General features: G+C 66.6%; 12 protein-coding genes. 2 read left to right on the forward strand and 10 right to left on the reverse strand.

Going from position 1 to position 13,755, the window contains the following annotated elements; all coding sequences use genetic code 11:
- Positions 1-35: 35 nt before the first annotated feature.
- Positions 36-1,043 (reverse strand): BMP family lipoprotein, encoded by a 1,008-nt coding sequence (locus ABC728_RS00175; RefSeq protein ID WP_416620235.1) that lies wholly within the window; start codon positions 1,041-1,043, stop codon positions 36-38.
- Between the two features lie 327 nt (positions 1,044-1,370).
- Between ABC728_RS00175 and ABC728_RS00180 the strand changes: the two genes are divergently transcribed.
- Together ABC728_RS00180 and ABC728_RS00185 are read left to right on the forward strand one after the other, a co-directional pair.
- Entirely contained in the window at positions 1,371-3,422 is a 2,052-nt protein-coding gene (locus tag ABC728_RS00180) for a PhoX family protein (RefSeq protein ID WP_416620234.1), read from the forward strand.
- A gap of 213 nt (positions 3,423-3,635) precedes the next feature.
- Positions 3,636-5,240, forward strand: a complete 1,605-nt coding sequence (locus ABC728_RS00185; RefSeq protein ID WP_416620233.1) for an alkaline phosphatase D family protein — start codon at positions 3,636-3,638, stop codon at positions 5,238-5,240.
- 129 nt (positions 5,241-5,369) lie between these two features.
- On the opposite strand, the gene ABC728_RS00190 is transcribed toward ABC728_RS00185, so the two are convergent.
- From ABC728_RS00190 to ABC728_RS00230, 9 genes are all read right to left on the reverse strand, one after another.
- Positions 5,370-6,032, reverse strand: a complete 663-nt coding sequence (locus ABC728_RS00190; RefSeq protein ID WP_416620232.1) for a response regulator — start codon at positions 6,030-6,032, stop codon at positions 5,370-5,372.
- A gap of 180 nt (positions 6,033-6,212) precedes the next feature.
- On the reverse strand, positions 6,213-7,934 hold the full coding sequence (locus ABC728_RS00195) for an MFS transporter (RefSeq protein ID WP_416620231.1): 1,722 nt from the start codon (positions 7,932-7,934) through the stop codon (positions 6,213-6,215).
- Positions 7,935-8,151: 217 nt separating this feature from the next.
- Positions 8,152-8,730, reverse strand: coding sequence for a GAF domain-containing protein (locus tag ABC728_RS00200; RefSeq protein WP_445376287.1), 579 nt, complete (start codon positions 8,728-8,730; stop codon positions 8,152-8,154).
- Between the two features lie 51 nt (positions 8,731-8,781).
- Positions 8,782-9,555 (reverse strand): ParB/RepB/Spo0J family partition protein, encoded by a 774-nt coding sequence (locus tag ABC728_RS00205; protein ID WP_445376288.1) that lies wholly within the window; start codon positions 9,553-9,555, stop codon positions 8,782-8,784.
- A gap of 131 nt (positions 9,556-9,686) precedes the next feature.
- Positions 9,687-10,334: a hypothetical protein gene (locus tag ABC728_RS00210; protein ID WP_445376289.1), complete on the reverse strand. Its 648-nt coding sequence runs from the start codon at positions 10,332-10,334 to the stop codon at positions 9,687-9,689.
- Between the two features lie 181 nt (positions 10,335-10,515).
- Positions 10,516-10,713: a hypothetical protein gene (locus ABC728_RS00215; RefSeq protein ID WP_416620227.1), complete on the reverse strand. Its 198-nt coding sequence runs from the start codon at positions 10,711-10,713 to the stop codon at positions 10,516-10,518.
- On the reverse strand, positions 10,706-10,900 hold the full coding sequence (gene ccoS / locus ABC728_RS00220; RefSeq protein WP_416620226.1) for a cbb3-type cytochrome oxidase assembly protein CcoS: 195 nt from the start codon (positions 10,898-10,900) through the stop codon (positions 10,706-10,708). The genes ABC728_RS00215 and ccoS overlap by 8 nt, the downstream gene beginning before the upstream one ends.
- On the reverse strand, positions 10,897-13,275 hold the full coding sequence (locus tag ABC728_RS00225) for a heavy metal translocating P-type ATPase (protein ID WP_416620225.1): 2,379 nt from the start codon (positions 13,273-13,275) through the stop codon (positions 10,897-10,899). Before ABC728_RS00225 ends, ccoS begins: the two co-directional genes overlap by 4 nt.
- Positions 13,272-13,748, reverse strand: coding sequence for a FixH family protein (locus ABC728_RS00230; protein WP_416620224.1), 477 nt, complete (start codon positions 13,746-13,748; stop codon positions 13,272-13,274). The genes ABC728_RS00225 and ABC728_RS00230 overlap by 4 nt, the downstream gene beginning before the upstream one ends.
- Positions 13,749-13,755 lie beyond the last annotated feature (7 nt).

The following is a 13,755-nucleotide window of genomic DNA, read 5'->3' on the forward strand; positions in this document are numbered from 1 at the left end:
TCACTTGCGTCCGGAAGTCATGCGAGCGGGCGGGATCAGTACTTGCAGCCCTTGGCATCGTCGTAATTGGCGACGATGCGCGTGCCGGCCTTGATTTCCGCCGTGGCCTTGTCGACGGCGGCGCGCATCTCCGGCGTGATCAAGGCCTTGTTGTGCGCATCGTCGGCCCAGCCGACGCCGTCCTCCTTCAGACCCAGGCGCTGGTGCCCGGCCTTCCATGTGCCGTCGCGGGCCGTCTTGAACGCCTCATAGGCGGCCACGTCGACGCGCTTGACCATGCTGGTCAGCACCTTGCCCGGAAACAGATAGTTCTGGTTGCTGTCGACCCCGATCGACAGCTTGCCCGCATCCGCCGCCGCCTGCAGAACCCCCATGCCCGTCTGGCCGGCCGCCGCGAAGATCACATCGGCCCCGCGATCGAACTGGCTCTTGGCCAGTTCCGACCCGCGCGTGGGATCGGCCCAGGCCGCCGGCGTGCTGCCGGCCATGTTCGCCAGGATGGCGGTGGCCGGCTTCGTCGCCTTGACGCCCTGTTCATAGCCGCAGGCGAAGCGACGGATCAGCGGAATGTCCATGCCGCCGACGAACCCGACCGTCCCTGTCTTGCTGGCCAGCGCCGCCAGTACGCCGACCAGATAGGACCCCTCATGCTCGGCGAACTCCACCGACTGCACATTGGGCAGATCGACATGGCCGTCGATCAGGGTGAAGCGAACATTGGGAAACTCCTTGGCCACCTTCTCCACCGACGGGGCCATGGAAAAGCCGACGGAGACGATGACATCGGCCTTGCGGCTGGCCAGCCGGCGCAGGAACTGCTCGCGCTGCGCCTCGTTCGTCACCTCAAACCAGCGGAAATTGACGCCGGTATCGGCCTTGAACCGTTCTGCGCCGTTATTCGCCCCCTCGTTGAAGGACTTGTCGAAACGACCGCCCATGTCGAACACGATGGCGGGTTCGAAGGCAAGGGCGGGGGCGACCGTGGCGGCGGTGGACATGAAAAGGGCAAGGGCCGCACAGGCGGCACGACGGGTAAACGTCATCGGCTCCGTTCCGAAAGGGCGATGGACCTCAGCGGCTGGACCGCGGCCACCGGCAAAGGCTCATCGCAATATTACCAGTCGGACAAGCTATCCAGTTCATCGGCGGCGGGCAAGGTGCCTCGCGGCCCAAGGCGGCTGTGCGGGTGCGGAATCTTAACGCTGCCACCTCTGCCAGCCCCATATCGGCCGGCGGGGCGGCGCCGATGGCGCGCGTTGCGCGACGCGACGGGTTCTGGTCATCGTCAAATAACTGTAGCATCAAGGGCCTATAAATTCGTCCCGACCCCACGGGACCCCGCAGTCCGCACCAGAAGGCCCCCGCCCGCCATGACCGACCCCCGCCTGCTCACCTATGCCGAATTCGAAGCCGTCCAGGATCGCGCCGCCTCCCCGGCGGATGCGCCCACCTTCGGGGACGTGGTGCAGCAGCGCCTGGGCCGCCGCGACATCCTGCGCGGCATGCTGGGCACCAGCGCCATTGCCGCCTTTGCCCCTGCCATCCCGGCGGTGCTGGCCCCGGCCGATGCCCGGGCCCAGGCGCCTGCCGGGGCCGGCGACGGTTTCGGCTTCGCCTTCAAGGAATTGAAGCGCGGGGTGGACCGCACCCACCATGTGGCCGACGGATATGACGCCGATGTGCTGATCCGCTGGGGCGACCCGCTGTTCGATGACAGCCCCGATTTCGACCCCTACAAGCAGACGGCCGACAGTCAGTTGAAGCAGTTCGGCTATAATTGCGATTATACGGCCTTCTTCCCCCTGCCGCAGGGATCGGACAAGGCCGATCACGGGCTGCTCTGGGTCAACCACGAATATACGCAGGCCGAGATGATGTTCCCCGGCCTGGTACCCGAAGGCCAGGACCGTTACGACCATGCCCACATCACCCGCGAGATGGCGGAAGTGGAGATGGCGGCCCATAGCGGCAGCATCGTGGAGGTGAAGCGCGGAACCGATGGCAAATGGACCTATGTCAAGGGCGGCCGTTTCAATCGCCGTATCAACGCGCTGAACACCCGGATGACCCTGACCGGCCCCGCCGCCGGCCATCGCCGCGTGAAGACCAGTGACGACCCGGACGGCCGGACCGTGATCGGCATGCTGAACAACTGCGCCGGCGGCTTCACGCCCTGGGGCACCGTGCTGTCGGGAGAGGAGAATATCGATGGCTATTTCATGGGAACCATCGATCAGAACCATCCCGAACAGCGCAATCACGACCGTATGACGGTTCCGTCTGCCTGGACGGCATGGGGCCGGCATTTCGACCGGTTCGATGTGAACAAGGAACCGATGGAGGCGAATCGCTATGGCTGGATCGTCGAGATCGATCCCTACGACCCGTCCAGCACGCCGCGCAAGCTGACGGCATTGGGCCGGTTCAAGCATGAGGGGGCCGGCGTGACCGTCAACAAGGATGGCCGCGTCGTCGTCTATATGGGCGATGACCAGCGATTCGAGCATGTGTACCGGTTCGTCTCGAAGGGGCGCTATAATCCCGACGACCGCAAGGCCAACATGACGCTGCTGGACGAGGGGACCCTGTCGGTGGCCCGCTATGACGCCGACGGCACCCTGACCTGGCTGCCCCTGATCCATGGTCAGGGGCCGCTGACGGCGGCCAACGGTTTCAACGACCAGGGGGATGTCGTCATCTGTGCCCGCATCGCGGCGACCCTGCTGGGGGCGACCCGCATGGACCGGCCGGAGGATGTGGAGGTCAATCCCGTGACGGGCATTGTCTATGTCATGCTGACCAACAATGACGACCGGCTGCCTGATCTGCCGCACCATTCCCCCCTGTCCACGGTGAATGCCGCCAATCCCCGGCCCGCCAACAGTTGGGGCCATATCGTGGAGATGCTGCCGCCCGATGGCGACCACACGGCCGACAGCTTCAAATGGGAAATCCTGGTGAAGGCCGGCAACCCGGCCGACCCGGCGACGGGCGCCACCTTCAACAAGGCAACGACGGAGGATGGCTGGTTCTCCTGCCCCGACAATTGCGCCTTCGACCATAGGGGCCGGCTGTGGATCGGCACCGACCAGGGCACAAAATGGCAGCGGACCAGCGGCTATGCCGATGGCGTCTGGGCCCTGGAGACGCAGGGGTCGCTGCGCGGCACGGCGCGGCTTTTCTTCCGTGTGCCCGTGGGCGCCGAACTGACGGGCCCGACCTTCACGCCGGACGACCAGACCCTATTCGTCGCGGTGCAGCATCCCGGCTCCGATGGGGTGGGCGACTATACGAAATCCGGTGCGCGCGGCGGCAGCTTCGCCGATCCCGGCACACGCTGGCCCGACTTCAAGGAAGACATGCCGCCCCGTCCCTCCGTCGTGGCCATCACCCGCAAGGGCGGCGGTGTGCTGGGCGTGTGACCCTTTGCACACGGTGTCCGCCGCATCGGCCCGGGGCGGGGTGGCAGGGGCTTGTTGCAGTGCATCAGGGACTTGCCAACGCGCCCCGTCCGGTGTCAAAAGCGAGGCAGCGAAACCGCATGGCCGGTTTCACCATCCGTTGCATATTCCGCCCCCACGGCACCGCCTTTGGTGGTGCCGGACGGGGCTGGCGTTACCAGTGGGTCGCCCTTGATGAAATCCGTGTTGCCCTCTGCCCTTGCCCTGTCACGCCGCACCCTGCTGCGCGGGGCCGGTGCCCTGGCGGTGTCGGCGCTGGCCGTTCCCATGGCGCCGACGCGCCTGGCCTTCGGCAATCCAAGCTTCATCGATTTTCCCTTCCAGCTCGGTGTGGCATCGGGGGAACCCTGGCCCGACGGGTTCGTCATCTGGACACGTCTGGCCCCGCGTCCGCTGGACGTGGGCTATGGCATGGCGCCGGAAGCCATCCCGGTCGACTGGGAGGTGGCGGAGGATTCGTCCTTCCGCGCCATCGCGGCCAAGGGCACGGCGCTGGCCCATCCCGAACTCGCCCATGCCGTGCATGTGGAACTGACCGGCCTGCTGCCATCCCGCCCCTACTGGTACCGGTTCCGCTGCGGGGATCACCGGTCCATGCAGGGCCGTGCCATGACGGCCCCGGCGGCCGGCGCGCCGGTGCAGAAGCTGCGCTTCGCCGTGGCCGGCTGCCAGAATTACGAACAGGGGCTCTATACCGCCTATGACCACCTGTCCCGCGAGGAGGTGGATTTCGTCTTCCATTATGGCGACTACATCTATGAAGGGCTGAGCAAGCCCTTCTATTTCAGCCGCCATTTCGATGATGTCGTGCCCTGTCCGCGGCGTGCCGACCTGCCCGACACCTTTTCGGTGCATGACTACCGGCTGCGCTATGCCAAGTACAAGATGGACACCGACCTGCAGAAGGCCCATGCCGCCGCCCCCTGGATCGCGGTCTGGGACGATCACGAGATCGTGGACAACTGGGTCGGCGACCATGACAAGGCATTGACCCCGCCGGAGATTTTCCGCCTGCGCCGTGCCGCGGCCGCCCAGGCCTATTACGAGCATCTGCCCTTCCGCCGCTCCTCCCTGCCGGCCGGCGCCCAGATGCAGCTTTTCCGCAAATTCTCCTTCGGCGGGCTGGTCGACATGCATGTGCTGGACACGCGCCAGTACCGCAGCGACCAGCCCTGCAAGGACGGGTTCCGCCCGGCCTGTCCGGAGGTGGACGACCCGTCCCTGACGGTATTGGGCGCGGCGCAGGAGGAATGGCTGCTGGGCAATCTGGCCAACCGGGAGGCCGGCTGGCACCTGCTGGCCCAGCAGGTGATGATGATGCCCTGCGACCGGGAACCGGGGGCGGACAATATCCGCAACCTGGACAGCTGGGACCCCTATCGCGTCGCGCGCGCCCGGTTGCTGAACCATCTGAAGGACAATGACATCCGCAACACGGTGGTGCTGACCGGCGACGAACACCAGCATATCGTCGGCAATGTCATCCTGGACGACAAGGACAAGGACAGCCCGACGGTTGCCAGCGAATTCGTCATCACCTCCATCTCTTCCGGCGGGGACGGGGGGGATGCGCGCAAGGCCACGGCCGGCATGCTGGCGGAAAACCCGCATATCAAGCTGATCAACGACCAGCGCGGCTATGGCGTTTGCGAGGTCACGCCCAAGCGGCTGCTGATGGAAATGCGGGTGATGGATCAGGTATCCCGCCCGGGCGGGCACATCTCCACCCGCGCGAAATTCGCCGTCGATCCGCGGCGGCCAGGCGTGCAGAGGGCCTGACGCCACACCCACACCGCATCACCCGCACCGTATCGCGGGATGCGGGCGCGCTCCCGCCGCTTGGATACCAAGCCAGCATCCTCTCCGGTCGGACCTCCCCCGTCGCAGGGGAGCCCCGCTGGCCGCCGTTCAACTGGCTTCTGCCTGCGGTTCGGCGGGGGTCAGTGCCAGCTTGCTGGCCACGATGGCCGCCTGGGTCCGGCTGACCACGCCCAGACGGCGCAGGATGACGGTGACATGCGCCTTCACCGTGGTTTCCACCACGCCCATCTCATAGGCGATCTGCTTGTTCAGCTTGCCTTCAGCGATGCCGGCCAGCACGCGCAGTTGCTGCGGTGTCAGGCCGGCGACGCGCGCCGCCATGTCGGCATCGGCGACGGGGGCGGCCGATGGGGTGCCGCTGCCCGTGGGCAGCCATACCGCCCCGTCCAGCACGGCGCCGATCGCCTCCCCGATATGGGTGATGGGGGCCGATTTCGGCACGAAGCCGGAGGCGCCATATTCCATGGCGCGGTGGATGGTGGCCGCATCCTCCGACGCGGAAACCACGATGACGGGAATGGCCGGATGTTCATTGCGCAACAGGGCCAGCCCGATCAGCCCGTTCATGCCCGGCATGTGCAGGTCCAGCAGAATGGCGTCGATGGCACCCTCCCGCTTCAGCACCGCTTCCACCTCATCGAAACTGGATGCCTCCACCGTGGAAAGGTCGGGCAGCGTTCCCGCGACCGACTGGCACAGGGCCGCCCGCATCAACGGATGATCGTCAGCCACCAGAATGCGGATCGCCATACGCAGGGCCCCTCCCGGACGGTTCGCTTGCCAGCGGCTGTCCCGCCGCCTTTTTCAACTAGGGAATCATGCGCAATCAGGACAAGGACGCAAGCAGTCATTTCCAAAAAAAAGAATAGGGCGGGTAGCGTTATGCCACCCGCCCAATAGTTCAGAGGGGAAACCGCCAGGATCGGATGATCAATCGTCCTTGTAGATATCCACGTCCTTCGTTTCCCGCACGAACAGCAGGCCGATGACCAGCGTGGCGGCGGCGACGATGATGGGATACCAGAGGCCGGAATAGATGTCGCCCGTGGCTGCCACGATGGCCAGGCTGGTGGCCGGCAGGAACCCGCCGAACCAGCCATTGCCGATGTGATAGGGCAGCGACATCGAGGTGTACCGGATGCGGGTCGGGAACATTTCCACCAGCATGGCGGCGATGGGGCCATACACAAGGGTCACGTAGATGACCAGGATGGACAGCAGCACCACGACCATGGGCTTGTTAATCTTGTCCGGATTGGCCTTGGCCGGGTAACCCGCTTCGTTCAGGGCCGTGCTGAGCGCACGGTCGAAGGCGGCGGCGGTGGAAGCCGGGTCGGCCGGGGCGGCACTGCTGTGGGCCGGGCCATGCAGTGACACTTCCGTCTTGGTGGCGGCACCGGAGCCGTCATAGCTGTCGATGACGACGCTGCCGACCCGGATCTGGGTCAGGGCGCCGGCCGGGGCCGCCTCGTTGCTGTAGGGCACGCCCTTCTTCACCAGCGCCGATTTGGCGATGTCGCAGGAACTGGTGAATTTGGAGGTGCCGACCGGGTTGAACTGGAAGGAACACTGGTTCGGGTCGGCGAACACGACGACCGGCGACGTGGCGACGGCCTGTTCCAGTTCGGGATTGGCGAAATGGGTGATGCCCTTGAAGATCGGGAAGTAGGTGACGATGGCCAGCGCCAGGCCCGCCATGATGATCGGCTTGCGGCCGATGCGGTCCGACAGGCTGCCGAAGATCACGAAGAAGGGCGTGCCGATCAGCAGGGCCGTGGCGATCAGCAGGTTCGCCGTATAGGCATCCACCTTCAATGTCGATGTGAGGAAGAACAGCGCGTAGAACTGGCCCGTGTACCAGACCACCGCCTGACCGGCGACCAGACCGACCAGGGCCAGGATCACGACCTTCAGGTTCTTCCAGTTGCCGAACGCTTCCGTCAGCGGCGCCTTGGAATGCTTGCCCTCCTCCTTCATCTTCTTGAAGGCGGGGCTTTCATTCAGCATCAGGCGGATCCAGACGGAAATGCCCAGCAGCGCGATGGACAGCAGGAACGGAATACGCCAGCCCCAATCGTCGAACGCTTCCGGCGACATGGAGATGCGGCAGGTCAGGATCACCAGCAGCGACAGGAACAGGCCCAGCGTCGCCGTGGTCTGGATCCAGGAGGTGTAGTTGCCGCGGCGGCCATGCGGGGCATGTTCGGCGACATAGGTGGCGGCACCGCCATATTCACCACCCAGCGCCAGCCCCTGCAACATGCGCAGGATGATCAGGATGATCGGGGCGGCGATGCCGATGGTGGCATAATTGGGCAGGATACCGACGATAAAGGTCGATGCGCCCATGATCAGGATGGTGACGAGGAAGGTGTATTTACGCCCGATCATGTCGCCCAGGCGGCCGAACACCAGCGCGCCGAACGGACGCACGAAGAAGCCGGCGGCAAAGGCCAGCAGCGCGAAGATCATCGCCGCCGTATCGTTCACGCCGGAGAAGAACTGCTTGGCGATGACGGCCGCCAGCGAGCCGTAAAGGTAGAAATCATACCATTCGAACACCGTGCCAAGCGAAGAGGCGAAAATCACCTTCTTCTCTTCCTTGGTCATCGGCGGCGGGGCTGCCTTGCCGCCCACTGCAACCTCTGCCATGTGCCCTCCCTCGATCGCTCATGTGCTGTTGACGCAACCGGCCCGGCGATCTTATGCGCCGCCCCACGGGTCGACCTGTTCTTGGCCCCGGATCGGTTAGAGGCTGCAACGATGTGGCAGGATGAAGGTTAACGCAGCCCCGACCTTGGTCGTTGCGACCAAGGTCCAGAGGCTTGAAACCATTGGCATATTTGTGCAGCGCAACAAAAGGGGCGCGTTAACCCGCCCGGCGGCGCTGCTGGGCAAGAAGGTCGACGGCGACCCCCAGCGTGATGGCCATCTGCTGGAGATAGGCGGCATCATCATCCGACCAGTGACGCGGGCGCGCGGCCTGTTCACAGCACAGGACGGCCACGGGACGGCCATCGGCGCAGACCACGTGGTCCAGCAACGAATGCACATCACGATGCAGCAGATAGACCCCCAGCCCCCGCGTGGACGGATGGGTGCGCGCATCGTCGGCCACAACGCGGTGATCGCGTTTCAAGGCATTGAAATAAGGGGCGCAATCGGCCTCGCGCAGGTATGTCCCCTGCAGCAGCCGGGCATCGCGCGCATCAAACAGCGCCACGCATTCGATGGTCCGCCCCTCATCATCGAAGAACCAGACGCTGCCGCTGCTGACGGCCAGATTCTCCACGATATCCCGGCAGGCGGCCGCGAAAATGCGCGACAGATCCTCTGCCTGCCCCTGGAATACCGCCAGGGCCGACCGAACATGCCGCATGGGCCCCCTCCCGTTGCACAATCCCGTCTTGTCGGCCGACAGGATGCGGATGACGGACAGGCGCGGCAATGCAAATTCATCGCCGCGCATCCGAATTGGAAGATTTGTTGCGCCGCAACATCAATCGATCAGCGCGTTGATGCGCCGGGACAGCGCCAGCAGGTGGGCGCGCTGGCCGTCGGTCAGGTTCGCCGGGGCGGGCCGCAGTTGCTCCAGCATGGTCACGGTGCGGTCCACCTGCCGCAGGGCCACGGTCAGCCGGTCAGCCGGCGCCTCGTCTCCCGCCGGATTCGCCGGGCGGGCGACGGCCTTCTCCGCCCGGATGGCGCGGACCGTCAGGGTTCCGTCGCAAGCCCGCTGCCACAGGGCCACCTGCCGTTCCGGCTCGTCAATGGTGGCCAGTTCCACCAGCATGGAGCGTGAAACCTGCCGTTCCTGCTCCGGGTAGGCCCGCAGGATGTCCGGGTGAAGGGTCAGAAGGCGCAGGGTGGAACTGATCTGTCCCTGGCTGCGCCCCACGGCCTGGCCCAGCGCCTCCTGCGTGTAATGGTGCTTGTCCATCAGGCGCTGCAGGGCGGCGGCTTCCTCCAGCGCGTTCAGATCCTGGCGCTGAAGATTCTCGATCAGGCTGATCTCGTCGACATCGCCACGGGTCAGCAGGGCGGGTATCTCCACCCAGCCCAGACGGCGGGCGGCACGCCAGCGCCGTTCGCCCGAAACGATCTCGAACAGGCCGCCGTCGCGCGTCTCCCGCACCAGCAGCGGGTGCAGCAGCCCGACCCGCGCCAAGCTGGCCGACAACTCATCCATGGCATCCATATTGAAATGGCGGCGCGGCTGGTCGGGTCGCGGACGGACCGTCTCCAGCGGCAGCAGCAGAAGCCGCGGGGCCACCGGCTCAGCCCCTGGATGCCCGCTGTCCGTCATCATCCGTCTCCCGCTTTACCGCCGTCCGGCACCATCCCCGCTCTAGCCAATCGGCGGGGGGGCGTCAATCGGGGCGGGAGGCGCGGCGGATGTAACGATCAGCCGACAAGCGCGTCCAGTGGCGTGAAGATGGGCGTGGCCGGCAGCGCCATGAAGGCAGACGGTGTGACGGTGCGGCGCTCATAAAGGCAGACGGGTGTGCCGTCCGGCAGCCGCATGGGAACCCAGCGGGTCAGCGCATGGCGCACCGTCATGCCGCCCGGCACATATTGCAGCCAGATGGCCCGCACCGTTGCCATGACCATTTCACCGCCATAGAAGCGGCCCTGGCTGTTCAGCAAATCGTCCAATTCGGCCGTAAGGTCGGCCTGCTGGGCCGTGCGCGGGGCAAAGAACACCTCGCGGCCATAGGGCTGATCGGTGACCAGCGTCTCGCTGACCTCCAGGATACGGCTGGGCTTGCCGGCCTGCGGAGGGCGGTCGGTACGGAACAGGTAGCGATGGGCGTTGCCCCCGCGCACCATGTCGGCCAGCCGCACATCCTCCACCGCCAGGCCGATCAGGTCGCGTACCAGACGCTGCGAGCCGGGGTCCGGAACATCGCTGCCATCCTCCCACGCCCGCAGGCGGGCCAGGGGCACCTTCAACTGGGCCGCCAGTTGCGCGCAAGTCCAGAAGCGGGTCCCGCGCAGCATGCGCAATACCCGCGGCCAGCAGACCTCTTCCTCGACCTGTTGTATCCCCATCCGACACCCGGTCCGGCGCTGCGTTGTTCGCAGTCGATCCACAATCAATCTATATCGAAATTAGGAAGACTTCGAATGTATTTTCCGTCAAGTGCCCAAAAGGACAGTAGGCATCCATCATAGGACCTCCGGGGCATCGGACGGCGCTGCCGTTCAGATGCCCCGGCGGGCGCCCCTCTCGTCAAGACGCGCCGGTATGTTCCGACATGCCGCCATGCGATGGATAATCCTGGGCGATCAGCCAGAAATTCAGGGCGACGCCGAACAGGGTGAACAGCATGCCACCCAGGAACATGCCGGAATCGACGGCCCCGGCCGCCATGAACAGTCCCAGAAAGCCCAGCCCGGCACCCAGCAGGCGCAGAACGATGTTATGCATTTGACCTCTCCTTCGGTTGAACGGGGGTTTGGGCGGGCGGCAGGGGCTGCCCGTCATCGAACAGGACGCGGGCGCCGGCCCCGTCCAGATCCTCGAACTGACCGCTGCGTACCGACCACAGGAAGGCCGCCAGACCGGCCAGCCCCATGCCCAGCGCGATGGGGATCAGGAACAGCAGACTGTTCATGGCGTCACTCCCTTGCGGCGGCGGCGCGACAGGCGCAGCGAATTGCCCAGCACCACCAGCGACGAACTGGACATGGCCAGCGCCGCGATCAGCGGTGTGGCGTGCCCCAGCATGGCGATAGGCACGGCGCACAAATTGTAAAGAAGCGAGAAACCGAGATTCTGGACCACCAGCCGGTCGGCGCCGCGGGCCACAGCCAGCAATTCCGCGACGGGGGCCAGCCGGTCACCCTGGAACACCGCATCGGCGGCCGTCTGCGCCACGTCCACGGCGGAACCGGGGGAGGCGGAGACATCGGCAGCCGACAGCGCCGCCGCATCGTTCAGCCCGTCGCCCACCATCAGCACCTGTCGCCCTTGCGCCTTCATGGCAGCCAGGGCGGCGGCCTTGCCGGCCGGATCCACGCCCGCCTGCCATTCCACGATGCCCAGACGCCGGGCCATGGAAGCCACCACGGGTTCCCGGTCACCGGAGAGCAGGGCCAGCCGGTAGCCGCGGCGTCGCAATCCCTCCACCACAGTGATGGCATCGGGGCGCAGCGCATCGGCGAAGGTGAAGCGCTGCGGCGGCCGGCCCGGCCGGGCCAGCCACAGTTCAGGACCTTCGACCAGGCCCCCCGGCAGGGGGACCGGCCCCACGAAGCCGCGCCGGCCCAGCCGTACGACGCCGTCCGGTCCCCGCCATTCCAGGCCGGCGCCGGGCACTTCCCGCACGCCTTCCGCCACAGACCCCTGTCCCGCCGCCCGCGCGATGGCGCGGGACAGGGGGTGCCGGCTGCCGCGCGCCAGCGTGGCGGCCAGTTCCAGGTCGGCCGGATCACGCCCCGGATCGGGCAGCAGGTCGGGACGGCCCAGGGTCAGCGTGCCCGTCTTGTCGAAGACGATGGTATCGATGCGCGCCAGCCGTTCCAGGGCGGTCGCGGATTTCAGCAGGATGCCGCTGCGCATCAGCCGGCCCGTTGCCACCACCTGCACGGCCGGCACGGCCAGCGCCAGGGCACAGGGACAGGTGATGATCAGGACGGCCACGGCGATGAACAGGGCCTGCTGCCAGGCGATGCCGACCCAGATGACCCACACCAGGAATGTGGCCAGCGCGGCTGTATGGACCACGGGGGTATAGGAACGCGCCACCCGGTCGGCCAGGGCGACGAACCGCGCCCGGCCCTGTTCCGCCGCCTCCATCAGCCGCACGATCTCGGCCAGCAGCGTGCCCTCGCCCCGGGCCGTCACGGTCAGGCGCAGCGGGGCCGTCAGGTTGACCATCCCGGCAAACAAACGGTCGCCGGGCCGGGCCGGCTGTGGCTGGCTTTCACCGGTGACCACGGCGCTATCGATGTCCGAAACCCCGTCGGCCACCGTCCCGTCGATGCCGATGCGCTCTCCCGCCGCCACCAGCACCGTGGCGCCGACGGGCACCTGGGCCGGTGCCATGGGCACGGCCGCCCCTTCCCCGTTCAGCACCATGACGGGTGCCCGGCCCAGCGCCAGCAGATGCTCGGCCGCCGAGCGTGCCCGTCCCCGTGCGCGCGCATCCAGGAAACGCCCGACCAGCAGGAAGAACAGCAGCATGACGGCGCCATCGAAATAGGCATGTTCCCCATGCCGTGCCGTCTCCCACAGGCTGACCGTGACGGCCAGTGTCACGCCCAGCGAGATGGGAACGTCCATGTTGGAACGCCCGGCCCGCAGCGCGGTCAGGGCCGAGCGGAAGAACGGCCGCGCGGCATAGCCCACAACGGGCAGGGCGATCAGCGCCGACAGCCAGTGCATCAGGGTGCGGGTCGCCTCGCCCATGCTGCCGGCATGTCCCGACCAGACGGAAACGGACAGCAGCATGATGTTCATCATGCCGAACCCCGCCACGGCCATGGCGCGCACCAGTTCGCGTTCGGACCGTTTCTGCGGGTCATCGCCCGTATCGCTTCCGGCCACGGCGGGGCGATAGCCCAGGCGGCGGACGATGGCGGCCAGTTGCTCCGCCCTGTCGGGTCCGCCCTGCCATGTCACGGTCAGCCGCCGTGTGGTCAGGTTGACACGGGCCGCCGCCACCCCGTCTTCCCGGCGCAGGGCGCTTTCGATCAACCAGACGCAGGCCCCGCAGGTCACACCATCCACGACCAGGCGCAGGCAAAGGCCGCCATCGGGCATCGTCTCCACGGCCGATGACAGGTCCAGCGGTGCCGCCGCCTCCCCCGCCGGGGCGGGTGCGGCCACATCGCGCCGGGCGTAATAGGCATCAAGGCCCAGATCATGGATCAGCGCATGGGCCCCCGCGCATCCGGCACAGCAGAAGCGCGATCCGTCAACGACCGGCTGCCCGCAATGGATGCAGGCGGTCTGCGGTCCGGCGGAAAGGGCCGCGGCAAATGTCATTTCGTCACCACGATCCGATGTACCAGCAGATACTGGTCGTCGCCATGGCGCAGCGCGGCCTTCACGTCCCACTGCCCCGGATGCGGCAAATCACCCAGCGGCGCCTCGAACACCCCGCCCCCCTGGTGGGTGAAGGCCAGGGGCAGGGGCGCGTCCGTCCCGACGGGGCGTTCCAGCCGGGCGGTGACGCCCGTGCGTTCCAGCGGGTTGCCGTCGCGGTCGGCCAGACGCAGGATCAGCCGTCCCGGCTCCACCGTCACGGATACACGCCAGCCCAGGGCATCCTGCCCGCGCTGAACGGCCAGCACCTCGTTGTAGCGCACGCCCCGCTCATAGGGCTTTTCCACGGCGAGACCCGAATAGGATTTAAGGGCATAGGTCACCATCACCGCATTGACGATGATGACCACCATCATCGCCCCGACGAAGACCCAGGGAATCCAGGCGCTCTTGCGCGGTTGTTCGGCGGTCATGGTCATA

It is taken from the genome of Niveispirillum fermenti, assembly GCF_052474395.1.

Coding starts and splice junctions, on each gene's coding strand:
- ccoS (WP_416620226.1), bottom strand. CDS start 10,900: ATGAACAGTCTGCTGTTCCTGATCCCCATCGCGCTGGGCATGGGGCTG.
- ABC728_RS00180 (WP_416620234.1), top strand. CDS start 1,371: ATGACCGACCCCCGCCTGCTCACCTATGCCGAATTCGAAGCCGTCCAG.
- ABC728_RS00215 (WP_416620227.1), bottom strand. CDS start 10,713: ATGCATAACATCGTTCTGCGCCTGCTGGGTGCCGGGCTGGGCTTTCTG.
- ABC728_RS00230 (WP_416620224.1), bottom strand. CDS start 13,748: ATGACCGCCGAACAACCGCGCAAGAGCGCCTGGATTCCCTGGGTCTTC.
- ABC728_RS00210 (WP_445376289.1), bottom strand. CDS start 10,334: ATGGGGATACAACAGGTCGAGGAAGAGGTCTGCTGGCCGCGGGTATTG.
- ABC728_RS00225 (WP_416620225.1), bottom strand. CDS start 13,275: ATGACATTTGCCGCGGCCCTTTCCGCCGGACCGCAGACCGCCTGCATC.
- ABC728_RS00190 (WP_416620232.1), bottom strand. CDS start 6,032: ATGGCGATCCGCATTCTGGTGGCTGACGATCATCCGTTGATGCGGGCG.
- ABC728_RS00175 (WP_416620235.1), bottom strand. CDS start 1,043: ATGACGTTTACCCGTCGTGCCGCCTGTGCGGCCCTTGCCCTTTTCATG.
- ABC728_RS00195 (WP_416620231.1), bottom strand. CDS start 7,934: ATGGCAGAGGTTGCAGTGGGCGGCAAGGCAGCCCCGCCGCCGATGACC.
- ABC728_RS00185 (WP_416620233.1), top strand. CDS start 3,636: ATGAAATCCGTGTTGCCCTCTGCCCTTGCCCTGTCACGCCGCACCCTG.